This window comes from Vogesella sp. XCS3 (assembly GCF_020616155.1).
GTDB lineage: Bacteria > Pseudomonadota > Gammaproteobacteria > Burkholderiales > Chromobacteriaceae > Vogesella.
This window is the reverse complement of the sequence record NZ_CP085530.1, coordinates 2,048,114-2,070,890: the sequence shown is the minus strand read 5'-3', so window position 1 is coordinate 2,070,890 and position 22,777 is coordinate 2,048,114. Positions and strand designations below refer to the sequence as shown.

Genomic DNA, 22,777 nt, shown 5'->3' with positions numbered 1-22,777 from the left:
TTGTAGCGGCATTGTGGGCGTTTATGTTGCACGGCAGTATTACAGGCAGAAAAAGTTTTTCGTACCAGGCTGCCGCTGCAAGGTAATCAAATATATTTGATCAAAAAGACGTGCGCAAACAAGTGTTTGCTACGGTGTGGCGTCGGGTGGCGTACCGCTTTTAGGCGTGCTGCGCTGGCGCCGCCGCCAGAGCCGAGGCAAGGCGCGCAGTAGTACGCTGCCACCTAGTAGCACCAGCACCAGCGCTAGCGGTATCACCACCAGATAGGGTTGCCACAGAATGGCGGCGGCCAGCGCTAGCAGCACCAGCGCGATGCTGGCAAAGGCGCTGGCTTCGCTATCTTCGACATTGCGTGTGCCGCGTACGGCGGTGTCCAGAACCTCGCCCAACCGGGCCGCTTGCCGCGCGGCGGCTGCGGCGCTGGCGGCCGCGTGCTGGCGCAAGGGCAGGCGTGGGCCTTGCTGGCGCGGCTTGGCCAGCGCCGGCCGCTTGTGCATGCCACTGAGTACCACCTCGGTGGCGTGATCGATATCCTGCAGAAAGCGGGTTTCCATCTGGGCTGCCAGCTGGGCATCTTCTATCGCCAGATCCAGCTCGCGGTTGGCCAGCCAGCTGGACACGTTAAGGTTGGTAGAGCCGATGCGCGCCCAGCGGCCATCCGCTACAGCGGTTTTGGCGTGGATCATGGGCCCGTTCCATTCGAATACCCGTACCCCGGCTTCCAGCAGCGGGCGGTACAGCGTGCGTGATACGGTGGCGATCCAGCCGATATCGCTGCTGCGCGGCACCAGCAGGCGCACATCCACCCCGTCGCGGGCAGCATTGCATAAGGCGCTCAGATAAGCCCCCGTGCCCATGAAGTAGGCATCGGTCAGCCATAGCCGTTCGCGGGCAAAGCCGGCAATCAGCAAATCCAGCCGCATCAGCTTGGCGGTAGAGGGCGTGGTGGCGATCAGCCTGGCGCTGACCTGGCCTGCCGCCGCAAGGTTGGCCGCAAGCGCGGGTAAGGGCTCGCCACATGCCGCCCAGCTGTCGGCAAAGGCCGCCATGGCGTCGGCCAGTAGCGGGCCGCGTAAGCGCAAGCCGGTATCGCGCCAGTCCTGCCAGCGCGAGCTGGCGCACAGGCCGCCGATAAACGCCGTATCGCCATCCACCACGATCAGTTTGCGATGGTCGCGCCCCAGCAGGCTCAGGCCGCTGGCCCAGCCCGGTGCTTGCCAGGCGCGTACCTGGGCGCCGGCCTGCTGTAGCGGTTTGAAAAAGCCGCGGTAGTGTTCCCGCCAGCAGCCTAGCCAGTCGTACAACACATACACTTGCACGCCATGAGCCAGGCGCTCCAGCAGCAAGCCGCGCAGTTGCTGGCCAAATTCGTCGTCGGCAAACAGGTACATTTCTATCAGCACGCTGTGTTGTGCCGCGGCAATACTGTCCCACCACGCCTGGAAATTGGCTTCGGCATCAAACAACACCGCTATCTGGTTCCCGGCGACCAGTGGTGCGCCAGCCGAGCGCGCCAGTGCCTGTTCTGCCAGTTGGCGAAACAATGAGCTGGGGTTCGGGCTAGCGTGGGGTGATGTCATTTGTTTATTGTCTGACAGTATTAAAAATTCATTATTTTGTAGGGTTTTGCTGTGGTGGGAGGCAAGTCGTTTTTTTGAATGTTGGCGTCTCCAAATTATAAAGAGTGATACGGGTAATCCCGCATTTTGTAGTGGCAAAATTACAGTAAGTTATTGTTTATTAAATGATAATGCGTCGCACAAAAAGCGGTTGCAGGGTCAGTATTCTTGACCTTAGAATCGAAACATTCGCATCACATTATAAGCAGGGACAAAAGATGGACAGACAGCGCTGGCTGGAGGGCACTTTATACAGCCCGGATTTCGAACAAGACAGCTGTGGTTTCGGCCTGATCGCCCAACTGGACGACAAGCCATCGCACTGGCTGGTCAATACCGCCATATCCTCCTTGGCCAAACTCACCCACCGTGGCGCCGTGGCTGCCGACGGCAAATCGGGTGACGGCTGTGGCTTGCTGTTCCGCAAGCCGGACGGCTTCCTGCGTGAAGTTGCCGCCGAAGCCGGCTTTGCCCTGAAGGCAGTGTATGCCGCGGGTCTGGTGTTTGCCCACCCCGACGCCGCCCAGGGCGAGCGCAGCCGCAACCGGCTGAAAGAATTCCTGGAAGCCCAGGGCCTGGAAGTGGCCGGCTTCCGCCAGGTGCCAATCGATATCGGCGCCTGTGGCGAGCAGGCAATGGCATCGTTGCCCAGCTTCTACCAGGTATTCGTTAACTGCCCCTTCGGCATGGACGAGTTGTCGTTCCAACGCCGCCTGTATATGGGTCGTCGCCAGGCTGAAAAAGCCAACAAGGCAGACGACCCTTATTTTTATCTGCCGACCCTGTCGCCGCACACGCTGTCGTACAAAGGCCTGGTAACGCCGGACAACCTGCACAAGTTCTACCTGGACCTGTCCGACCCGCGTTTCGAGTCCAGTCTGGCGGTGTTCCACCAGCGCTTCTCCACCAATACCTGGCCGCAGTGGAAGCTGGCGCAGCCGTTCCGCTTCCTGGCGCACAACGGCGAGATCAACACCGTACAGGGCAACCGCAACTGGGCCCGCGCGCGCGAACGCATCATGACCTCGCCGCACATCGACATGGACGCCATCCGCCCTATCGTGCAGACCGACGGTTCCGACTCCATGAGCCTGGACAATATGCTGGAAGGCCTGCTGATGGGCGGCATCCCGCTGTTCCGTGCGCTGCGTCTCTTGGTGCCGCCGGCATGGCAGAACGTGGATTCCACCGATAAAGACCTGCGTGCCTTCTACGAATTCAACTCCATGCATATGGAGCCGTGGGATGGCCCGGCCGGCATCGTGCTGACCGACGGCCGCTACGCCGGCTGTATGCTGGACCGTAACGGCCTGCGCCCAGCGCGCTGGGTGCTGACCAAAGACAACATCCTCACCATCGCGTCCGAAGTGGGCGTGTGGGATTACAAGCCGGAAGACGTGGTGAAAAAGGGCCGCGTGAAGCCGGGTCAGTTGTTTGCCGCCGACCTGCAAACCGGTGAAATCCTGTACCCGGAAGACATCGACGCGCAGCTGAAGTCGGCCAAACCGTACCGCCAGTGGATCAAGGACGCCGGTTCGCGCCTGGAGCTGTCCATCGAGGACGATGCCGGCCTGGAGGCATGGCCGAAAGAGCAGCTGCTGACCTACCAGAAGCTGTTCAACATCAGCTTTGAGGAGCGCGACCAGATTCTGCGCGTGCTGGCCGAGGACGGCCAGGAAGCCGTAGGCTCGATGGGTGACGATACCCCGATGGCGGTACTGAGCCAGAAGGTGCGTTCGCCGTTTGACTACCTGCGCCAGCAGTTTGCCCAGGTGACCAACCCGCCGATCGACCCGATCCGCGAAGCCATCGTGATGTCGCTGAACACCGTGTTCGGCCCCGAACGCAATATGTTCGAGGAAACCGCCGAGCACGCCAAACGCCTGGAAGTGCGCAGCCCGGTACTGTCGCGCGAGAAGTTTATCCGCATTACCACGCGCACCGAGCCGTACCTGAAGACCACCACCTTCGACCTGTGCTTCGACCCGTCCGAACGCACGCTGCAGCAAGCCATCGAGCGCCTGGCGGCGCACGTGGTAGAGGCGGTGCAGGAAGATACCGTGATCGTGGTGCTGTCCGACCGTACCATCGCGGCCAACCGTCTGCCGATTCCTGCGCTATTCGCCGTCGGCGCCGTACACCACGCGCTGATCGACGCTGGCCTGCGTTGCAAGGCCAACATCATCGCCGAAACCGGCACCGTGCGTGACCCGCACCAGATGGCGTGCCTGCTGGGTTACGGCGCTACCGCCGTTTACCCGTACCTGGCGTACCAGACCATCGTCGACCTGGTGGCCACCGGCGACGTGAGCCTGCGCGTGAACGAAGCGCTGCAACACTACCGCAAGGGCATCAACAAGGGCCTGATGAAAGTGCTGTCGAAGATGGGTATTTCCACCATCGCCAGCTACCGCGGTGCCCAGCTGTTCGAAGGCATCGGCCTGCACGAAGACCTGGTCAAACTGTGTCTGAAGGGCACGGTGTCGCGTATTTCGGGTGCCAGCTTTGAAGACTTCGAAGAAGACCAGAAGCTGCTGTCGCGTCTGGCTTTCAACCCGATGCGCCCGGTGACTCACGGTGGTCTGCTGAAGTACGTGCACGGCGAGGAATACCACGCCTACAACCCGGACGTGGTGATGACGCTGCAAAAAGCGGTACAGAACACCGATTACGACGCCTACAAACAGTATGCCGAGCTGGTGAACACTCGTCCGGTGGCTATGTTCCGCGACCTGATGCAGCTGAATTTCGACGGCGTGACACCGATTGCCATTGACGAAGTGGAGCCGGTGGAAAGCATCCTCAAACGCTTTGACTCTGCCGGTATGTCGCTGGGCGCGTTGTCGCCCGAGGCGCACGAAGCCATGGCCACCGCCATGAACCGCCTGGGTGGCCGCTCGAACTCCGGCGAAGGTGGCGAAGACCCGGCGCGTTACGGCACCGAGAAGATGTCCAAGATCAAGCAGGTGGCGTCCGGCCGTTTCGGCGTGACCCCGCACTACCTGGTGAACGCCGAAGTGCTGCAGATCAAGGTTGCGCAAGGTGCCAAGCCGGGTGAGGGCGGCCAACTGCCGGGCGATAAAGTTTCGCCGCTGATTGCCAAGCTGCGCTGCTCCAAGCCGGGCATCAGCCTGATTTCGCCGCCGCCGCACCATGACATTTACTCCATCGAAGACTTGGCGCAGCTGATTTTCGACCTGAAGCAGGTGAACCCGAAGGCGCTGGTGTCGGTAAAACTGGTGGCCGAGCCGGGCGTGGGCACCATTGCCGCTGGTGTGGCCAAGGCGTACGCCGACCTGATCACCATCTCCGGTTACGACGGCGGTACTGGTGCCAGCCCGCTGACCAGCGTGAAATACGCCGGTAGCCCGTGGGAGCTGGGCCTGACCGAAGCGCAGCAAGTATTGCGTGCCAACGGCTTGCGCGGCCGCGTCCGCGTGCAGACCGACGGCGGTCTGAAAACCGGCCTCGACGTGATCAAGGCCGCCATCATGGGCGCCGAGAGCTTCGGTTTCGGTACCGGGCCGATGGTGGCGCTGGGCTGCAAATTCCTGCGTATCTGCCACCTGAACAACTGCGCCACCGGTGTAGCCACCCAGGAAGTGAAGCTGCGTTCCAAGTACTTTATTGGCTTGCCGGAAATGGTAATGAACTACTTCCTGTTCATCGCCCAGGAAACCCGCGAGTGGATGGCCAAGCTGGGCGTGCGCAATATGGAAGAGCTGATCGGCCGCATGGAAATGCTCACCCTGGAGGACGGCAAAACCAGCAAGCAGCAGCGTCTGGACCTGTCGCCACTGCTGTCGCAAGGCACGGTGCCGGATAGCGTGCCACGCTTCTGCGTAAGTGACTCCAACCCGTCCTTCGACAAGGGCGAGCTGGCCGAGCAGATTCTGGTGGACGCGCTGCCGGCCATCAACAACAAGCAGATGCTGGAGCTGAGCTACCCGATCGAGAACATTCACCGCTCCATCGGCGCCCGTCTGTCTGGCGAAATCGCCCGCGTACATGGCGCAGCCGGCCTGCCGTTTGGCTGCCTGAAAGTGAAGTTCACCGGCTCCGCCGGCCAGAGCTTTGGCGTGTGGAACGCGCCAGGTCTGCACCTGGAGCTGGAAGGCGATGCCAACGATTACGTGGGCAAAGGCATGGCCGGTGGCCGCGTGACCATCTACCCGCCAAAAGGCGCTGCATACCAGTCGGACGAGTCCATCATCATCGGTAACACCTGCCTGTACGGCGCCACTGGCGGCCAGCTGTTTGCTGCCGGTGTGGCCGGCGAGCGTTTCGCGGTGCGTAACTCTGGCGCGCTGGCGGTGATCGAAGGTGCTGGTGACCACTGCTGCGAATACATGACCGGCGGTAGCGTGATCGTGCTGGGCGAAACCGGCTACAACTTTGGCGCCGGCATGACCGGGGGCTTTGCCTTCGTATACGACCGTGCCGAGAAGTTTGCCTACCGTTTCAACAACGAGCTGGTGGATATCAACCTGATCAACGGCGAAGCCATGGGCATGTACCGTGCCTACCTGCTGGAGAAGATCGCCAAGCACGTAGAGCTGACCGGTTCTGAAACCGGCCGTGCCATGCTGGAAAACTTCGACGATTACGTCGACTACTTCTGGCTGGTGAAGCCTAAAGCAGCCAAGCTGGAAAGCCTGCTGAAAGACTGATAGGGACGGGCGGGTTGGTCCGCCCCTTGATAGCAATAAAAGCACCTTGCGGCCAAGGTTGGCCGCAAGGGCAAAGGACAAGTGATCATGGGTGACGTTTTCCAGTTCATGAAGCTCTCGCGCAACCCGGGCGACAAAGTAGAAGTTGCCGTGCGCAAGATCGAATTCAAAGAGATTTACACCCCGCTACACGCGGTGGACGCGACAGACCAGGCCGGCCGCTGCCTGTCCTGTGGCAACCCTTACTGCGAGTGGGAGTGCCCGGTGCACAACTACATTCCTAACTGGCTGAAGCTGGTGAAGGAAGGCAAGCTGTTCGAGGCGGCCGAGATGTCGCACAAGACCAATAGCCTGCCGGAAATCTGCGGCCGCGTTTGCCCGCAAGATCGCCTGTGCGAAGGCGCTTGCACGCTGGAGCAGGGTGGCTTTGGCGCCGTGACCATTGGCAGCGTAGAAAAATTCATCACCGATGAAGCCTACAAAGCCGGCTGGCGCCCGGATATGTCCAAAGTGGTGTGGACCGACAAGAAGGTTGCCATCATTGGTGCCGGCCCTGCTGGCCTGGCCTGTGCCGACGTGCTGGTGCGTAACGGCGTACGCCCGGTAGTGATCGACCGCTACGAAGAAATCGGCGGCCTGCTGACTTTCGGCATCCCCGAGTTCAAGCTGGAAAAGAGCGTGGTGCAACGCCGCCGCGAGATCATGGAAGGCATGGGCGTGACCTTCCAGCTAAATACCGAAGTGGGTCGCGATGTCGAAATCGAGGCGCTGCTGGAGCAGTACGACGCCGTGTTCATGGGCATGGGCGCCTACAAGTACATGAAGGGTGGTTTTGAAGGCGAAAGCCTGCCTGGCGTGCTGGAAGCGCTGCCTTTCCTGATCAACAACGTGCGCCAGTGCATGGATACGCTGCCTGCCGGCGATGCACCACTATCCATGGCCGGCAAGCGAGTGGTAGTGCTCGGTGGTGGCGATACCGCCATGGACTGCAATCGCACCTCCATCCGCCAGGGCGCCAGCAAGGTGATCTGTGCCTATCGCCGCGACGAGGCCAATATGCCGGGCTCCAAGCGCGAAGTGGCCAATGCCAAGGAAGAGGGTGTGGAGTTCCTGTGGAACCGCCAGCCTATGGGCGTAGAGCAGGCAGCCGATGGCAGCTTGCGCCTGAAACTGGCTGAAACCCGCCTGGGCGCGCCGGACGCCAAAGGCCGTCGTAATGCCGAGATCGTGCCAGGCAGCGAAGAGGTCATCGAGTGCGATCACGTTATCGTGGCTTTTGGCTTCCAGGTAGAAGCCGCTAGCTGGTTCGAACGCCAGGGCATTGCCAGCAATGCGCAGGGCCGTACCGTGGCCCCGGCCAATGGCCAGTTCAAGCACCAGACCAGCAACCCGAAAATCTTTGCGGGTGGTGACCAGGTGCGCGGTGCCGACCTGGTAGTGCGTGCGGTATTTGAAGGCCGCCAGGCTGCAGAAGGCATGCTGGCTTATCTGCAAGTCTGGTAAAACGCGCCAGTGGCCCTTGCGGCCAACCTTGCCCGGCCCGCCACATGGCGGGCTTTGTCATTTCCGGCGGTGGCAAACTGTAAAAATCTTGGCCGGCCCCCTCTTGAAAACCGGCTATGCCGTCCCTATGATTAGCACTCGTCAGGGCAGAGTGCTAATGCACCTGTCCGCTATCGCTGAATTGATAGGTAATCATCTTTCAACAGCCACTGCTATTAGGAGAGTCAAATGGCAATTCGTCCTCTGCACGATCGTGTTGTTATCAAGCGCCTCGAGGCTGAAGAAAAAACCGCCTCCGGCATCGTTCTGCCGGGCGCCGCAGCTGAAAAACCAGACATGGGTGAAGTCGTTGCCGTAGGCAACGGCAAGATCCTGGAAAACGGCGATCGCCGTGCGCTGGAGCTGAAAGTTGGCGACAAGGTTATCTTCGGCAAGTATTCCGGCCAAACCGTCAAGGTTGACGGTGATGAGCTCCTCGTTATGCGCGAGGAAGACGTGATGGGCATCGTTGAGTAATCCGGGCCGCATCCCTCTTATCAAACTGATTCTGGAGAATTTCAAGCATGGCAGCTAAAGACGTACGCTTCGGCGATTCCGCCCGCGCAAAAATGGTAGTGGGTGTCAACATTCTGGCTGACGCCGTTAAAGTGACTCTGGGCCCGAAAGGCCGCAACGTGGTACTGGACCGCTCCTTCGGCGCCCCGACCATCACCAAGGATGGTGTATCCGTTGCCAAAGAAATCGAACTGAAAGACAAGTTCGAAAACATGGGCGCCCAGATGGTGAAAGAAGTCGCTTCCAAGACTTCCGACGTTGCCGGTGACGGCACCACCACCGCTACCGTACTGGCCCAGGCTATCGTGCACGAAGGCATGAAGTTCGTGACTGCCGGCATGAACCCGATGGACCTGAAGCGTGGTATCGACAAAGCCGTTATCTCGCTGGTAGGCGAGATCGCCAAGATCGCCAAGCCTTGCGCCACCACCAAAGAAATCGCCCAGGTTGGCTCCATCTCCGCCAACTCCGATAGCGATATCGGCGAAATCATTGCTACTGCAATGGAAAAAGTCGGCAAAGAAGGCGTGATCACCGTTGAAGACGGCAAATCGCTGCAGAACGAGCTGGACGTAGTAGAGGGCATGCAGTTCGACCGCGGCTACCTGTCCCCGTACTTCATCAACAACCAGGAAAAACAGATTGCCGCACTGGATAATCCGTTCATCCTGCTGTTCGACAAGAAAATCTCCAACATCCGCGACCTGCTGCCAGTACTTGAGCAAGTGGCCAAGTCCGGCCGCCCGCTGCTGATCATCGCTGAAGACGTAGAAGGCGAAGCGCTGGCTACTCTGGTAGTGAACACCATCCGTGGCATCCTGAAAGTGGTTGCCGTGAAGGCGCCAGGCTTCGGCGACCGTCGCAAGGCCATGCTGCAAGACATCGCTACCCTGACCGGCGGCACCGTGATTGCAGAAGAAGTGGGCCTGACCCTGGAAAAAGTGACCCTGGACATGCTGGGCCAAGCCAAGCGCGTTGAAGTGGGTAAAGAGAACTCCACCATCATCGATGGTGCAGGCGATGCCGCGCTGATCCAGGCACGTGTTGCCGAGATCCGTCAGCAGATCGAAGCCGCTACTTCCGACTACGACCGTGAAAAACTGCAAGAGCGCGTAGCCAAGCTGGCTGGCGGTGTTGCCGTGATCAAGGTCGGTGCAGCTACCGAAGTGGAAATGAAAGAGAAGAAAGCCCGCGTGGAAGACGCGCTGCACGCTACCCGTGCTGCCGTTGAAGAAGGCGTGGTGCCTGGCGGTGGCGTAGCCCTGCTGCGTGCCCGTTCCACCCTGGCCGATCTGGAAACCGCCAATGCCGACCAGGCTGCCGGCGTGAAGATCGTACTGAAAGCCATCGAAGCCCCGCTGCGCCAGATCGTGCAGAACGCCGGTGACGAGCCATCTGTAGTGGTAAACAAAGTGCTGGAAGGCAAAGGTAACTTCGGTTACAACGCCGCTACCGGCGAATACGGCGACATGCTGGAAATGGGCGTGCTGGATCCAGCCAAAGTAACCCGCTCCGCGCTGCAACACGCAGCCTCCGTAGCCGGCCTGATGCTGACTACCGACTGCATGGTAGCCGAACTGCCGGAAGACAAGCCTGCCATGCCAGACATGAGCGGTATGGGTGGTATGGGTGGTATGGGCGGCATGATGTAAGCTGCCTCGCTACTGCGAAGCCAGAACCCCGCACTACGGTGCGGGGTTTTTTATGTGCTACGGCAATGCGGCCAACCTTTCAGCAGGGTGGCCGCATTGTTTTGCCCGTGCAGTCTGGCACAATGCCGGCTTTATCTCGCGGAGCGTCAACATGAAACGATCAGATTTGCTCAAAGCGCTGGACGGCAAGCTGGAGCCGTGGCGCTTCAAGGATTACGCCCCGAACGGGCTGCAAGTGGAAGGCTGCGACGAGATCCGCCGCGTGGTAACCGGCGTCACTGCCTCGCAAGACTTGATTGACGAAGCCATCCGCCGGCAAGCCGATGCCATTCTGGTGCATCACGGTTACTTCTGGAAAAGCGAGGCAGCGCCCATTACCGGCATCAAGCGCCAGCGTATTGCGGCGTTGTTGCGCAGCAACATCAACCTGTTTGCCTATCACCTGCCACTGGATGCGCACCCGGAGCTGGGTAATAACGCGCAGCTGGGCCAAGTGTTGGGCTTGCAGAATGGGGCTCCGTCCGTGACTGAGCCGCTGATCTGGACCGGTGAGCTGGCGCAGTGCACTACTGCAGAGGCTTTGTGCGAGCAAGTTGGCCGCAACCTGGGGCGCGACGCACTACTGTTAGGGGACAAGACGCGTAGCGTGCAGCATGTGGCCTGGTGTACCGGTGGCGCGCAGGGTTATTTCGAACAAGCCATCGCTTTGGGGGTGGATGTGTTCATTACTGGCGAAGTGTCTGAGCAAAATCAGCATTTGGCCAATGAAACAGGCGTAAGCTTCATCGCGGCGGGCCATCATGCCACCGAACGCTATGGTGTAAAGGCGCTAGGCGAGTGGCTGGCGCATGATTTTGCCCTGGATGTGCAATTTATCGATCTCTTTAACCCGGTTTGAAAACTAAGCCCCTGTTGTCAATGAGGCGATTTGTCGCATATGCGCTTCAAGTTCCCTCATGGAATCGGGTAGAATTGTAAAGTTTCAAGTTTATAGCTCGGTTTCCACGTTTGAGGATGACTGTAATGAGTGAACAACACGTTGATGCGGGGCGCCGTCGTTTTCTGACGGTGGCCACCAGCGCGGTTGGTGGTGTGGCGGCAGCCGGTGTGGCTGTCCCGTTTTTGATGAGCTTTGCACCTTCTGAGCGTGCCAAGGCTGCAGGTGCGCCAGTAGAAGTGGACATCAGCAAGCTGGAGCCGGGCCAGAAGATCAACGTCGAATGGCGTGGCAAGCCGGTATGGGTTCTGTCCCGTACACCTGAGCAGCTGAAAAACCTGTCGACTATCGAAGGCGATCTGCTGGACCCGAAATCGGAAGCGCCGCAGCAACCGGCGTATTGCCAGAATGCGACCCGCTCCATCAAGCCGGAAGTACTGGTAGCCGTGGGTATCTGTACGCACCTGGGCTGTTCTCCGACCCACCGTCCGGACCTGGCGCCTGCCGACCTGGGCCCGAAATGGGTTGGCGGTTTCTACTGTCCATGCCATGGCTCCAAGTTTGACTTGGCTGCCCGTGTCTACAACGGTGTGCCGGCGCCAAAGAACATGGAAATCCCGCCGCACAAGTACCTGACCGATACCACGCTGCTGATCGGCGATGACAAGTAAGCGAGGGGAAAATACATGAGCACTGGCCAAAAAATCCTCAATTGGGTGGATGAGCGTTTCCCGCTGTCCTCGATGATGAAAGAGCACGTCACCGAGTACTACGCCCCAAAAAACTTTAACTTCTGGTACTTCTTCGGCTCCCTGGCACTGCTGGTGCTGGTGATCCAGATCGTTACCGGTATTTTCCTGACCATGAACTACAAGCCGGATGGCACGCTGAACGGCGCTGGCATCCCGGTGGCGTTTGCTTCGGTGGAATACATCATGCGTGATGTGGCAGGTGGCTGGATCATCCGCTACATGCACTCCACTGGCGCATCCATGTTCTTTGTCGTGGTTTACCTGCATATGTTCCGTGGCGTGATCTACGGTTCCTACAAGCAGCCGCGCGAGCTGGTCTGGGTATTCGGTACCCTGATCTTCCTGGTGCTGATGGCTGAAGCCTTCATGGGCTATCTGCTACCGTGGGGCCAGATGTCGTTCTGGGGGGCGCAGGTGATTGTTAACCTGTTTGCTTCCATCCCGGTTATCGGCCCGGATCTGTCGGTATTCATCCGCGGTGACTTCGTGGTGGGCGATGCGACGCTGAACCGCTTCTTTGCCCTGCACGTAATTGCTGTACCGCTGATTCTGCTGGCTCTGGTAGTAGCCCACCTGATCGCCCTGCACGAAGTGGGTTCCAACAACCCTGACGGCGTGGAAATCAAAAAACTGAAAGGTGAAGACGGTAAGCCGCTGGATGGCATTCCGTTCCACCCTTACTACACCGTCAAAGACGTTCTGGGTGTGGCAGTGTTCCTGATTGTCTTCTCCGCGATCGTGTTCTTTGCGCCGGAAATGGGTGGTTACTTCCTTGAACATCCGAACTTCGACCAGGCTGATCCGCTGAAGACCCCGCCGCATATTGCGCCGGTATGGTACTTCACCCCGTTCTACGCGATTCTGCGCGCAGTACCGTCGTTTGCCGGTACCCAGGTGTGGGGCGTGCTGGCAATGGGTGCTGCCGTAGTGCTGATTGCCTTCCTGCCGTGGCTGGATAAGTCCCCGGTGAAGTCAATCCGTTATCGTGGTCCTAAGTTCAAGATCATGCTGACCCTGTTCATTACCGCCTTTATCGGTCTGGGTATTCTGGGTGCACTGCCGTCCACCAACCTGCGCACCATCGTGGCTCAGCTGTTCTCCTTTATCTATTTTGCGTTCTTCCTGGGCATGCCGTTCTATACCAAGAACGACGTGGGTACTACACCGGTTCCGACCCGTGTGACCATGAGCACTCCAGCTCGCCAGGTACGCTTTGTGGTACTGGTGGCAGTAACGCTGGTGGCCGCTACCCTGTTTGCAAAATTCATCTGATAGAGGGGGCACTATGAACAAGACTATCCGTCAACTGGTTGCCGCCGTAGCCCTCATGGTTCCTGCTGTTGGTGCGTTTGCTTCTGCCGAAGGCCCTGCCCTCGAAAAAGCACCAATCAACATCCAGGATACCGAAAGCTTGCAGCGTGGCGCACAGACCTTTGTGAACTACTGCCTGTCCTGCCATTCGGCCAGCGCCATGCGCTATAACCGTCTGACTGACATTGGCCTTTCCGAAGAGCAGATCAAGTCCAACCTGATGTTTGCTACCGACAAGATCGGCGAGCAAATGAACGTGGCCATGGACAAGAAAGATGCCAAGGCCTGGTTTGGTGCAACACCCCCGGACTTGTCCGTGATTGCGCGCTCGCGTGGTGCCGACTACCTGTACGGCTACCTGCGTGGCTTCTATCGTGACCCTAGCCGCCCAACCGGCTGGAACAACCTGGTATTCGACAAGGTGGGCATGCCGCACATCCTGTGGGAATGGCAAGGTGAGCAAGAGCTGCGTACCCATAAAGGCGCAGACGGTCATGAAGAGCACAAGCTGGAGCTGGTGAATGCCGGCACGCTGACCAAGCTGGAAAACGGCAAGGCTAATACCGCCGAGTTTGACAAGCGTATGGCCGACCTGACCAACTTCCTGGTTTATATCGGTGAGCCGGTACAAGTGAAGCGCCATCAGGTGGGTTACACCGTACTGCTGTATCTGTTCTTGCTGCTGTTGCCTTTCGCCTATTTCCTGAAGAAGGAATACTGGAAAGACATCCACTAAGCCATGTGCCAAGTGGGGCGGCTTGATGCTGCCAGCCAAACCCCCTTCGTTCGCGAAGGGGGTTTTTGTATTCCGCGTGCCGGAGTGTGCTTTTCCTGTTTTCTACAGATTGGTTTTTTGATATTTCTCTTTTTATTCATTGACTTATGCAACTTTTGTGGAAAGTGGTGGGTCAAAGGTGCTAGAATTGCACGTTATTTGATCAACAAGCCTGTTTAAGGAATGAATGCCTCATGATGACCCTTTACTCTGGTAGTACTTGTCCTTTCAGCCAACGCTGTCGCATCGTGTTGTTCGAGAAGGGCATGGACTTCGAGATCATTGATGTGGATATTCACAACAAGCCTGAAGATCTGGCCGTGATGAACCCGTATAACGAGGTTCCGGTGCTGGTAGAACGCGACCTGATTCTTCATGAATCCAATATCATCAACGAATACATCGACGAGCGTTTCCCGCACCCGCAGCTAATGCCGGCAGACCCGGTGATGCGCGCGCGTGCCCGTTTGTTCCTGTTCCGTTTCGAGCAAGAGCTGTTTGTGCACGTAAAAACGCTGGAAAACGGTGCTAGCGGCAAAGAAGCCAATAAAGCCCGCGAAGCTATTCGTGATGGCCTGGTAACCATCGCGCCGATTTTCGCCAAGCAGAAGTTCATGCTGGGTGACGAATTCTCCATGATCGACGTTGCCATTGCGCCACTGATGTGGCGTCTGGAGCACTATGGTGTTGACCTGGGTAAAAACGCAGCGCCTATCCTGAAATACGCCGAGCGCCTGTTCCAGCGCCAGTCGTTTATCGACTCGCTGACGCCTGCAGAAAAGGCCATGCGCAAGTAATAGCATTACCAGGCAGGCCGGCTAGGCTTTATGGCAGGGTTGCTGCCGTAGAGCTGGCTGGCCTGTTTTCATATTGCCAGCAGAGGAATTCCCCATGACAGCCAGTACCAGGCCTTATCTGATTCGTGCCATTCATCAGTGGTGCACCGATCAGGGGCAGACACCTTATATGGTGGTGTGGGTCGACGAGAATGTGCAGGTGCCGATGGAGTTTGTGAAGAACAACGAGATCGTGCTCAATGTTGGCTACGGTGCTACGCAGGGCTTGAGTATCGAAAATGACTGGATTTCGTTTTCGGCGCGCTTTGGTGGTATCTCGCGTGAAATCTGGGTGCCTGTCGGTAATGTGCTGTCCATCTTTTCACGCGACTCTGGTGAAGGTATGGGCTTTGAGCTGGAGAAGCTCGCAGACACGGCGGTGCGCCCATCTGTCGCTGCCGAGGTGACCGCTACCCCGGCCGAGCCTGCTACCGATGCTGCGCCGCAAGGGGCGAAGGTCATCACGTTTCCAGGGCGTCGCAGCTAAACAGTGCGCCCATGAAAAAACCGCCCGGTAAGCCCGGGCGGTTTTATTTTGCGGCCAAGTTCGACGCTTGGCCAGGCTGCTTATTCTACGCGCTCGCCATGGAGTACTACGTCCAGGCCTTCGCGCTCTTCTTCTTCGCTCACACGCAGACCCATCACCATATCCAGCAGTTTCAGCAGGATAAAGGTCACGATGGCGCAATACACTACGGTAGCGCCTACACCTACCGCCTGGGTCATCAGATTGCCTTCCACACCACCAATTTCTTTTACTGCAAAGATACCGGTCAACAGTGCGCCGATGATGCCGCCTACGCCGTGTACACCAAAAGCATCCAGTGAGTCGTCGTACTTCAGCATGTGTTTCAGCGAGGTTGCGCTCCAGTAGCACACGGCACCAGAGATCAAGCCAATTGCCAGTGCACCTTTGGCATCGACAAAACCCGCTGCCGGGGTAATGGCTACCAAGCCTGCAACAGCACCGGACACAATACCCAGCACCGAGGGCTTGCCTTTGGCGATCCACTCGGCTGCCATCCACGACAGGGCGGCCATGCCGGTAGCAACTTGGGTCACGACCATGGCCATGGCGGCGCGGCCATCAGCGGCTACAGCGGAGCCGGCGTTGAAGCCGAACCAGCCAACCCACAGCATGGATGCGCCCACCAGCGTCAGTACCAGGTTATGCGGGGGCATGGCTTCGCGGCCAAAACCGACGCGTTTACCCAGAACCAGCGCGGCTACCAGGCCGGCAATACCCGCGTTGATATGGACAACCGTACCACCAGCAAAGTCCAGTACGCCGTGGTCAAACATCCAGCCGCCGGGTGCCCATACCCAGTGCGCTACCGGTACATAAACCAGCAGAGACCACAGCGCCATGAAGACCAGCATGGTGGAAAACTTCATGCGTTCGGCAAAGGCACCGGTAATGAGTGCTGGCGTGATAATGGCAAAGGTCATCTGGAAGATCATGAATACGGCTTCCGGGATGGTGCCAGCCAGTGGGTGTACGGTCAGCTTGCCTTCATCTTTCAGGTACAGCATACCGTCCAGCAGGATGCGATCCAGGCCGCCAATCAGGCTGTTGCCCGGGGTGAATGCCAAGCTGTAGCCCACCACGGTCCACAACACGGTAATCAGCGCGCAGATAGCAAAGCTCTGCATCAGGGTGGCCAGCACGTTTTTCTTGCGGACCATGCCGGCGTAGAAGAGTGCCAGGCCAGGGATGGTCATGAACAGAACCAGCGCGGTGGAGGTCATCATCCAGGCGGTATCACCCGCGCTGATGACTTTGGTTTCCACTAGGGTTGGCGCGCCATCGGCCAGCGCCGGAAAAGCTGTACACAGTGCGCCGAGTGCTGCTAGCGAGAGTAGTTTCTTGCTCATTTTATTGTCCTTTCAGCAGAGGCTTAAACGGCGTCGGCGCCAGTTTCACCGGTACGGATACGAACCACTTGCTCCAGATCGTAGACGAAGATCTTGCCATCACCGATTTTGCCGGTACGGGCGGCTGTTTCGATGGCTTCAACTACTTGATCCAGCTGCTCGTTACTAATGGCAATTTCCAGTTTGACCTTCGGTAGAAAGTCCACGACATATTCTGCGCCACGGTATAACTCTGTGTGGCCTTTCTGGCGGCCAAAACCTTTCACTTCGGTAACGGTAATACCTTGCACGCCGATGGCGGAAAGGGCTTCACGGACTTCGTCAAGCTTGAAGGGCTTGATAATGGCGCTGACCAGTTTCATGTTGGCTCCTTGGTGCTCAGTAATGAGTGAGTGTGACAAATCTGCCTATGCATGAACTGTGCCAGAGTTGTATTTTCTTTATATTTCAATCAATTGCAGCAATTTCCATTTCTGTATTCGATACGTTCTTGCTATGTTGCACGCTTTAAGATGGGCTTGCTCGGTAATGGTGCGTCTGCGCTTATGCAGGGGAGGGCACTTTTTGCTAAACTGCCCTGCATTCATCATGCCAAAGTCAAGGCGTCATCATGCTCAGTCAGAAACTGTTCGACGAAATCAGCAATAAAATCTCCGAAACCATCGCTGCCAGCCCGGCTAAAGATCTGGAAAAGAACGTGAAAGCCATGATGGCTGCAACGTTCAGCCGTATGGATCTGGTGACGCGTGAAGAGTTTGATATCCAGCAGGAAGTGCTGGCGCAAACCCGGGCTCAGCTGACCGAGCTGGAGCTCCGTCTGGTGCAGCTCGAAACGCAAAGCGCCACGCCGGCCAGTACGGATGCGCAGGCTGACCCTAGCTAGATCTGTATGTCGCTCGCGGTCTGCTTGAGCCGCGCGCTTGCCGGCATCAGTGCACCCGAGGTGGCGGTCGAAGTGCACCTGGCTAACGGCCTGCCCGCCTTTACCCTGGTAGGGTTGCCGGATACCGAGGTAAAGGAAAGTCGCGAACGGGTGCGCGCTGCGATCATCCAGTCCGGTTTTGATTTTCCGGCCCGTCGCATTACGGTGAATCTGGCGCCTGCCGACTTACCGAAAGAGTCGGGCCGTTTTGATTTACCCATTGCTGTGGCATTGTTGGCCGCAGATGGCCAGCTGCCACTAGATGTGTTGTCCGGCTACGAATTGGCCGGTGAGCTTGGTTTGGGCGGGGAGCTCAGGCCTGTTCGTGGTGCATTGGCCATGGTGGCGGCGGCACGTAGTAGTGGCAGGCGCTTTATCCTGCCCAGAAGTAGTGCAATAGAGGCGTCCTTGGTGCAGGGGGTCGAGATCTATGCTGCGGATAGCTTGGTAGAAGTTTGTGCACATCTATCAGGCATCAGCCTGCTGGAACGCACCGTTTATCCCGAGGGATGGCAAGGCCAGGTGGTTTATCCCGATCTGGACGAGGTGAAAGGTCAGGGCTTGCCCAAGCTGGCATTGGAAGTGGCCGCTGCCGGTGGGCATAGCCTGTTGATGCAGGGCCCTCCGGGTACGGGGAAGTCCATGTTGGCCGCACGCTTGCCCGGCATTTTGCCGGCAATGAGCCAAGATGAGGCGCTAGAGAGTGCTGCTGTGCAGTCTTTGGGCAGCCAAGGCTTTGATGTGCGTTTATGGTGCGTTAGGCCCTATCGGCACCCGCATCACACCGCTTCCGCGGTGGCGTTGGTGGGCGGCGGGTCAGATCCGCGCCCGGGCGAGATCACGCTGGCGCATCATGGCGTACTGTTTCTGGATGAATTGCCCGAGTTTGACCGCAAAGTGCTGGAGGTCTTACGGGAACCTCTTGAGACTGGAGAGATTCATATATCCCGTGCCGCGCGTCAGGTGTGTTATCCGGCCAGGTTCCAGCTGTTGGCCGCCATGAACCCTTGCCCTTGTGGCTACCTGGGGCATGCGCGTCGCACTTGCCGCTGTACGCCGGAGCAGGTTTTGCGCTATCGGGGTAAACTGTCGGGTCCGTTGCTGGACAGGTTTGATTTGATGGTAGAAGTCGGGTCGCTCTCGCTTGACGAGTTGCAGACGTTACCCGCTGGCGAGTCTAGCGCGCGGGTGCGTGAGCGGGTAGATGCCGCCCGGCAGTGTCAGTGGCAGCGTCAGGGCAAGAGCAATGCCAGTTTGCAAGCTGCCGAGCTCGCTTTGCACTGTGCCTTGTCGCCAGTCTTGCAGCAGCAGCTCAATCAGCTACTGGAAAAACTGGATTTGTCAGCCCGTGCGTATCACCGCGTATTGCGTGTGGCGCGCACACTGGCCGATCTGGCGGGAAGCCAGGAAGTGTCACGCCAGCATATCCTGCAGGCGGTACAGTTCCGGCGAGGGTTGGCCGGCTTTGCCGCGGGCAAGTAAACAGCATGGCAAGATTAAAATTAATATAGTGGGCTTATGAGTAACAGAGATTTGAAGCATACCTCCCGAGCAGGGGGGCGTAGTGCGCCAGCTGGCAAGAGTAGTGGTGGTTTGATGACTGGCGTGCTGGTAGGGCTAATTGTCGGTGTGGGTATTGCCGTAGGCATGACCATGTACCTGAATCGTGCCTCTACGCCTTTCAGTAATCTCGAAAAGATGCAGGGCAAAGAGGAAGCCTCTTTGCCTGCTGCCGAGCTGCTTGAGCCGGGTGCCAAGCTTGCCACTACGGCTGCACCGGTACCTGTGCCCGCGCCGGTAGCGGTGCCGGCTGTGGTGCCGGCCTCGGCACCTGTTGCTGCGGTACCAGCAAAGCCAGCGCCGGCGGATGCGGACGGGCAGCGCTTTGATTTCTACAAGATTCTTCCTGGTCAGCAGGAAGCTATCCAGCAGGATGGCAAGCCGGCAGATGCGGCGCAGCCCCCAGCGCTGCCACGCCTGTTCTTGCAGGCCGGCGCTTTCCAGTCGGAAAGCGATGCAGACAATATGAAAGCCAAGCTGGCATTGATGGGGGTGGAAGCCAAGATCCAGTCGCTTAACCTGCCCGAAAAAGGCTTGGTACACCGTGTGCGTATCGGGCCATTCGAGCGTCAGGAAGATGTCGATGCATTGAAGGCCCGCCTGCGTCAGGAAGGTGTTGACGCGTCGCTTGTAAAATTACCTGCTAAATAAGACGAAAGATCTGTCATGAAGAAGTGGTTGCTTGCCCTGATGTTTACCCTTACCGGCTTTGCCCATGCCGCGATTGTGGAAGGTAAAGACTACACGGTTCTGCCCAAGCCCCAACCGGTGGCGACGCCTGGCAAAGTGGAGGTGATCGAGTTCTTCTCTTATCACTGCGTACATTGCTTCCATCTGGAGCCGGTATTGGCGCCTTGGGCCAAAAAGCTGCCTGCCAATGTAAGCTTCCGTCGTGAGCAGATTGTCTGGGGTGCGCAGATGGAGCCGCTGGCCCGTCTGTTTGCTACCTTTAATGCCACCAAGACCCTGGACAAGCTGCATGCCCCGGCACTGAAGGCCATGGTAGAGCAAAAGATCAACCTGGCTGACGAAGCTGCACTGGGCAAGTGGCTGGCAACACAGCCTGGCGTGAACGTCACGGCCTTCATGCAGACGTATAAATCTTTTGGTATCAATGCCCAGGTTGGCCGCGCTAGTAAAATGACCCGCGACTATGCTATCCAGGGTACCCCTACCATTGTCGTGGCCGGCAAGTACGCTACCATGGCAGCCGAGCCTGCCCGCCTGTTGCAGGTTGTTGATGAGCTGATCATCAAGGCGCGCGGCAAGTAAGCTGCGGTGACATAGCAGGCCGCCCCGTGATGGGCGGCCTGTTTTCTTTACTTAAGTACAAAAGGTTCTCTGTGGATTTTCTATTGCTCGCCAAGGCGCTGCTCTTGGGTATTGTCGAGGGGATGACCGAGTTTCTGCCGGTATCCAGTACAGGCCACCTGATTGTGGTCGGGGATCTGATCAACTTCCAGAACGAAGGCAAAGTCTTCGAGATTGCTATCCAGTTTGGTGCCATTCTGGCGGTGCTGTTCCAGTACCGGGAACGTTTTGTCTCGCTCGCCACCGGCATTACCCATGATGCCAAGGCGCAGCGTTTTGCGGCCAACTTGCTGATTGCTTTTCTGCCTGCGGCGGTAATCGGGCTGCTGTTTATCAAGCAGATCAAGGCGCATCTGTTTAACCCGATCAGCGTCGCCACCGCACTGATCATCGGTGGCTTGGTGATTCTTTTTGCCGAGCGTCGTCAGCAGGTAGCGCGTATCCATACGGTGGATGATATTCGCGGCCGCGATGCCTTGAAGGTGGGGCTGGCGCAAGTGATTGCCATGATCCCGGGTACTTCCCGTTCCGGTGCTACCATCATCGGCGGCATGTTCTTTGGACTGGATCGCAAAGTAGCTGCCGAGTTTTCCTTCTTTCTGGCTGTGCCGACCATGTTTGCCGCGACTGTGTACGACCTGTACAAGCACCGCGACCTGCTATCGATGGCCGACTTCCCCATGTTTGCCGTCGGCTTTGTGGCGGCCTTCCTGAGTGCCTTGCTGGCAGTGCGTACCTTGGTCAAGTTTGTGGCCAACCATACCTATGAGATTTTTGCCTGGTATCGCATTGTGTTTGGTTTGGTGATTCTGGCGACATGGTATTTTGGCTTGGTGGCCTGGCACGTATAAAAAGGCTTGACGTTATTATAGGGATCGTCTATTATGCGTTCTCTCTGTCGCGGGATGGAGCAGTCTGGTAGCTCGTCGGGCTCATAACCCGAAGGTCGTAGGTTCAAATCCTGCTCCCGCAACCAAGTTTCAAAAAAAGCCGTTAATCCTTGATTAACGGCTTTTTTCATGCGCGCGCGACTCTGTGCACTGTCGATGTAAAAGCAAAACCCCTTTCATATTGAAAGGGGTTTTGTGTTTTGGTGGCTACCACGACATGCGCGGCAGCCAGGGGCATCAGATGCGGCGAGCCAGCTCTTCTGCCTTACCCAGGTAGCTATCCGGGCTCAGCGCCAGCAGGCGTACTTTCTCTGCCTCTGGAATCTCCAGGCCTTTGATGAATGCTGCCAAGGTGTCACGGGTGACACCGTCTTTGCCACGGGTCAGCTCTTTCAGCTGCTCGTACGGGTTAGGTACGCCGTAACGGCGCATCACGGTCTGGATCGGTTCGGCCAGTAGCTCCCAGGTGGCGTCCAGGTCGGATGTCAGCATGGCCGGGTTGATTTCCAGCTTGTTCAGGCCTTTCATCAGTGCCTTGAAGCCCAGCAGGGTGTAACCAAAGCCCACGCCCATATTGCGCAATACGGTGGAGTCGGTCAGGTCACGCTGCCAGCGGGACACCGGCAGCTTTTCTGCCAGATGCTGCAGGATGGCGTTGGCCAGGCCGAAGTTGCCTTCCGAGTTTTCGAAGTCGATCGGGTTCACCTTGTGCGGCATAGTGGAGCTGCCCACTTCGTCTTTTTTTACCTTCTGCTTGAAGTAACCCAGCGAGATATAGCCCCAGATGTCGCGGTCCAGGTCGATCAGGATGGTATTCACGCGGCTCAGGGTCTGGTACAGCTCGGCCATGTAGTCGTGCGGCTCGATCTGGATGGTGTACGGGTTGAAGGTGAGACCCAGGCCGCTGACAAAACGGCCTGCCAGGCTTTCCCAGTCGACGTTCGGGTAGGCCACGATGTGGGCGTTGTAGTTGCCCACGGCGCCGTTGATTTTGCCCAGCAGTTCCTGTTTTACCAGCTGCTCGCGCTGGCGCTTCAGGCGGTAAACCACGTTGGCCAGCTCTTTACCCATGGTGGACGGGGTGGCAGGTTGGCCGTGGGTGCGGCACATCATCGGTACGGCAGCCTGGTCGTGTGCCAGCTGGCTCAGCTTGGTGATCACCTCGTCCAGCGCCGGCAGCATCACGGTATTGCGCGCGGTTTTCAGCATCAGGGCGTGGCTGAGGTTGTTGATATCTTCCGAGGTGCAAGCGAAGTGGATGAACTCGCTGGCAGCCATCACTTCCGGGTTGCCGGACAGGCGCTCTTTCAGCCAGTACTCGATGGCTTTTACGTCGTGGTTGGTGCGTGCTTCGATGGCTTTGACTTCTTCGCCGTGCTGGATGGAGAAGTTGGCGATGACATCGTCGATTTCGCGGATGGTGGCGTCAGAGAACGGCTTTACCTCCTCGATGCCCGGCTCGGCAGCCAGCATTTTCAGCCACTCCAGCTCTACCTTGATACGGGCTTTCATCAGGCCGTATTCGGAGAAGATGGTGCGCAGCGGTTCGGCTTGGCCGGAATAGCGGCCATCGAGCGGGGAAAGGGCGGTCAGCGTGGTCAGGTTCAT

General features: G+C 58.1%; 19 protein-coding genes and 1 tRNA gene. 16 read left to right on the top strand and 4 right to left on the bottom strand.

The genetic code is table 11. The annotated features are described in order from the left end of the window. Positions 1-129 precede the first annotated feature (129 nt). A complete protein-coding gene (locus LCH97_RS09820; protein WP_227301562.1) occupies positions 130-1,581 on the bottom strand; it encodes a phosphatidylserine/phosphatidylglycerophosphate/cardiolipin synthase family protein in 1,452 nt (483 codons plus the stop codon). A gap of 257 nt (positions 1,582-1,838) precedes the next feature. Here LCH97_RS09820 and gltB point away from each other — a divergent pair, with 257 nt between their 5' ends. From gltB to LCH97_RS09770, 10 genes are all read left to right on the top strand, one after another. Beyond that, a complete protein-coding gene (gene gltB / locus LCH97_RS09815) occupies positions 1,839-6,290 on the top strand; it encodes a glutamate synthase large subunit (protein ID WP_227301561.1) in 4,452 nt (1,483 codons plus the stop codon). An 87-nt stretch (positions 6,291-6,377) separates the two neighbouring features. Beyond that, the gene (locus LCH97_RS09810) at positions 6,378-7,793 is read left to right on the top strand and encodes an FAD-dependent oxidoreductase (RefSeq protein ID WP_304956707.1); all 1,416 of its coding nucleotides are present in this window, start codon (positions 6,378-6,380) and stop codon (positions 7,791-7,793) included. Positions 7,794-8,021: 228 nt separating this feature from the next. Then, positions 8,022-8,309: a co-chaperone GroES gene (gene groES, locus LCH97_RS09805; RefSeq protein WP_017510212.1), complete on the top strand. Its 288-nt coding sequence runs from the start codon at positions 8,022-8,024 to the stop codon at positions 8,307-8,309. 47 nt (positions 8,310-8,356) lie between these two features. Beyond that, positions 8,357-10,000, top strand: coding sequence for a chaperonin GroEL (gene groL / locus LCH97_RS09800; protein ID WP_147682540.1), 1,644 nt, complete (start codon positions 8,357-8,359; stop codon positions 9,998-10,000). 151 nt (positions 10,001-10,151) lie between these two features. After that, positions 10,152-10,898 carry a Nif3-like dinuclear metal center hexameric protein gene (locus tag LCH97_RS09795; RefSeq protein WP_227301560.1) on the top strand — a complete coding sequence of 249 codons (747 nt, stop codon included), beginning with the start codon at positions 10,152-10,154 and terminating at the stop codon, positions 10,896-10,898. Positions 10,899-11,023: 125 nt separating this feature from the next. Then, a complete protein-coding gene (gene petA, locus LCH97_RS09790; RefSeq protein ID WP_147682542.1) occupies positions 11,024-11,608 on the top strand; it encodes a ubiquinol-cytochrome c reductase iron-sulfur subunit in 585 nt (194 codons plus the stop codon). 15 nt (positions 11,609-11,623) lie between these two features. Further along, positions 11,624-12,961: a cytochrome bc complex cytochrome b subunit gene (locus LCH97_RS09785; protein WP_227301559.1), complete on the top strand. Its 1,338-nt coding sequence runs from the start codon at positions 11,624-11,626 to the stop codon at positions 12,959-12,961. Between the two features lie 13 nt (positions 12,962-12,974). Continuing rightward, positions 12,975-13,736: a cytochrome c1 gene (locus LCH97_RS09780; protein WP_227301558.1), complete on the top strand. Its 762-nt coding sequence runs from the start codon at positions 12,975-12,977 to the stop codon at positions 13,734-13,736. Between the two features lie 233 nt (positions 13,737-13,969). Next, positions 13,970-14,572, top strand: coding sequence for a glutathione S-transferase N-terminal domain-containing protein (locus LCH97_RS09775; RefSeq protein ID WP_026108187.1), 603 nt, complete (start codon positions 13,970-13,972; stop codon positions 14,570-14,572). Positions 14,573-14,666: 94 nt separating this feature from the next. Continuing rightward, a complete protein-coding gene (locus tag LCH97_RS09770) occupies positions 14,667-15,098 on the top strand; it encodes a ClpXP protease specificity-enhancing factor (protein WP_227301557.1) in 432 nt (143 codons plus the stop codon). Positions 15,099-15,178: 80 nt separating this feature from the next. On the opposite strand, the gene LCH97_RS09765 is transcribed toward LCH97_RS09770, so the two are convergent. Continuing rightward, a complete protein-coding gene (locus LCH97_RS09765; protein ID WP_304956706.1) occupies positions 15,179-16,486 on the bottom strand; it encodes an ammonium transporter in 1,308 nt (435 codons plus the stop codon). 23 nt (positions 16,487-16,509) lie between these two features. Then, entirely contained in the window at positions 16,510-16,848 is a 339-nt protein-coding gene (gene glnK, locus LCH97_RS09760; RefSeq protein WP_017510221.1) for a P-II family nitrogen regulator, read from the bottom strand. A 248-nt stretch (positions 16,849-17,096) separates the two neighbouring features. On the opposite strand from glnK, the gene LCH97_RS09755 reads away from it, so the two are divergent. The 6 genes from LCH97_RS09755 to LCH97_RS09730 all read left to right on the top strand — a co-directional run bounded on the left by LCH97_RS09755 (position 17,097) and on the right by LCH97_RS09730 (position 21,255). Beyond that, the gene (locus tag LCH97_RS09755; protein ID WP_227301556.1) at positions 17,097-17,369 is read left to right on the top strand and encodes an accessory factor UbiK family protein; all 273 of its coding nucleotides are present in this window, start codon (positions 17,097-17,099) and stop codon (positions 17,367-17,369) included. A gap of 6 nt (positions 17,370-17,375) precedes the next feature. Beyond that, positions 17,376-18,890 (top strand): YifB family Mg chelatase-like AAA ATPase, encoded by a 1,515-nt coding sequence (locus LCH97_RS09750; RefSeq protein ID WP_227301555.1) that lies wholly within the window; start codon positions 17,376-17,378, stop codon positions 18,888-18,890. A 114-nt stretch (positions 18,891-19,004) separates the two neighbouring features. Beyond that, a complete protein-coding gene (locus tag LCH97_RS09745) occupies positions 19,005-19,619 on the top strand; it encodes an SPOR domain-containing protein (RefSeq protein ID WP_227301554.1) in 615 nt (204 codons plus the stop codon). 15 nt (positions 19,620-19,634) lie between these two features. Further along, positions 19,635-20,240, top strand: coding sequence for a thiol:disulfide interchange protein DsbA/DsbL (locus LCH97_RS09740; RefSeq protein WP_227301553.1), 606 nt, complete (start codon positions 19,635-19,637; stop codon positions 20,238-20,240). A 71-nt stretch (positions 20,241-20,311) separates the two neighbouring features. Beyond that, complete coding sequence (locus tag LCH97_RS09735) at positions 20,312-21,130, top strand: undecaprenyl-diphosphate phosphatase (RefSeq protein ID WP_227301552.1); 819 nt, start codon at positions 20,312-20,314, stop codon at positions 21,128-21,130. 48 nt (positions 21,131-21,178) lie between these two features. Next, positions 21,179-21,255: transfer RNA gene (locus tag LCH97_RS09730), tRNA-Met, on the top strand. 151 nt (positions 21,256-21,406) lie between these two features. Here the strand turns inward: LCH97_RS09730 and purB are convergent. Then, entirely contained in the window at positions 21,407-22,777 is a 1,371-nt protein-coding gene (gene purB / locus LCH97_RS09725; RefSeq protein ID WP_017508266.1) for an adenylosuccinate lyase, read from the bottom strand.

Excerpts from the sequence above, each read along its gene's own strand:
- LCH97_RS09775 (WP_026108187.1), top strand. The coding sequence starts at position 13,970 with ATGATGACCCTTTACTCTGGTAGTACTTGTCCTTTCAGCCAACGCTGT.
- LCH97_RS09780 (WP_227301558.1), top strand. The coding sequence starts at position 12,975 with ATGAACAAGACTATCCGTCAACTGGTTGCCGCCGTAGCCCTCATGGTT.
- gltB (WP_227301561.1), top strand. The coding sequence starts at position 1,839 with ATGGACAGACAGCGCTGGCTGGAGGGCACTTTATACAGCCCGGATTTC.
- petA (WP_147682542.1), top strand. The coding sequence starts at position 11,024 with ATGAGTGAACAACACGTTGATGCGGGGCGCCGTCGTTTTCTGACGGTG.
- LCH97_RS09810 (WP_304956707.1), top strand. The coding sequence starts at position 6,378 with ATGGGTGACGTTTTCCAGTTCATGAAGCTCTCGCGCAACCCGGGCGAC.
- groL (WP_147682540.1), top strand. The coding sequence starts at position 8,357 with ATGGCAGCTAAAGACGTACGCTTCGGCGATTCCGCCCGCGCAAAAATG.
- LCH97_RS09755 (WP_227301556.1), top strand. The coding sequence starts at position 17,097 with ATGCTCAGTCAGAAACTGTTCGACGAAATCAGCAATAAAATCTCCGAA.
- LCH97_RS09795 (WP_227301560.1), top strand. The coding sequence starts at position 10,152 with ATGAAACGATCAGATTTGCTCAAAGCGCTGGACGGCAAGCTGGAGCCG.
- glnK (WP_017510221.1), bottom strand. The coding sequence starts at position 16,848 with ATGAAACTGGTCAGCGCCATTATCAAGCCCTTCAAGCTTGACGAAGTC.
- LCH97_RS09765 (WP_304956706.1), bottom strand. The coding sequence starts at position 16,486 with ATGAGCAAGAAACTACTCTCGCTAGCAGCACTCGGCGCACTGTGTACA.
- LCH97_RS09820 (WP_227301562.1), bottom strand. The coding sequence starts at position 1,581 with ATGACATCACCCCACGCTAGCCCGAACCCCAGCTCATTGTTTCGCCAA.
- LCH97_RS09785 (WP_227301559.1), top strand. The coding sequence starts at position 11,624 with ATGAGCACTGGCCAAAAAATCCTCAATTGGGTGGATGAGCGTTTCCCG.
- LCH97_RS09745 (WP_227301554.1), top strand. The coding sequence starts at position 19,005 with ATGACTGGCGTGCTGGTAGGGCTAATTGTCGGTGTGGGTATTGCCGTA.
- purB (WP_017508266.1), bottom strand. The coding sequence starts at position 22,777 with ATGAACCTGACCACGCTGACCGCCCTTTCCCCGCTCGATGGCCGCTAT.
- LCH97_RS09750 (WP_227301555.1), top strand. The coding sequence starts at position 17,376 with ATGTCGCTCGCGGTCTGCTTGAGCCGCGCGCTTGCCGGCATCAGTGCA.
- LCH97_RS09740 (WP_227301553.1), top strand. The coding sequence starts at position 19,635 with ATGAAGAAGTGGTTGCTTGCCCTGATGTTTACCCTTACCGGCTTTGCC.
- LCH97_RS09770 (WP_227301557.1), top strand. The coding sequence starts at position 14,667 with ATGACAGCCAGTACCAGGCCTTATCTGATTCGTGCCATTCATCAGTGG.
- groES (WP_017510212.1), top strand. The coding sequence starts at position 8,022 with ATGGCAATTCGTCCTCTGCACGATCGTGTTGTTATCAAGCGCCTCGAG.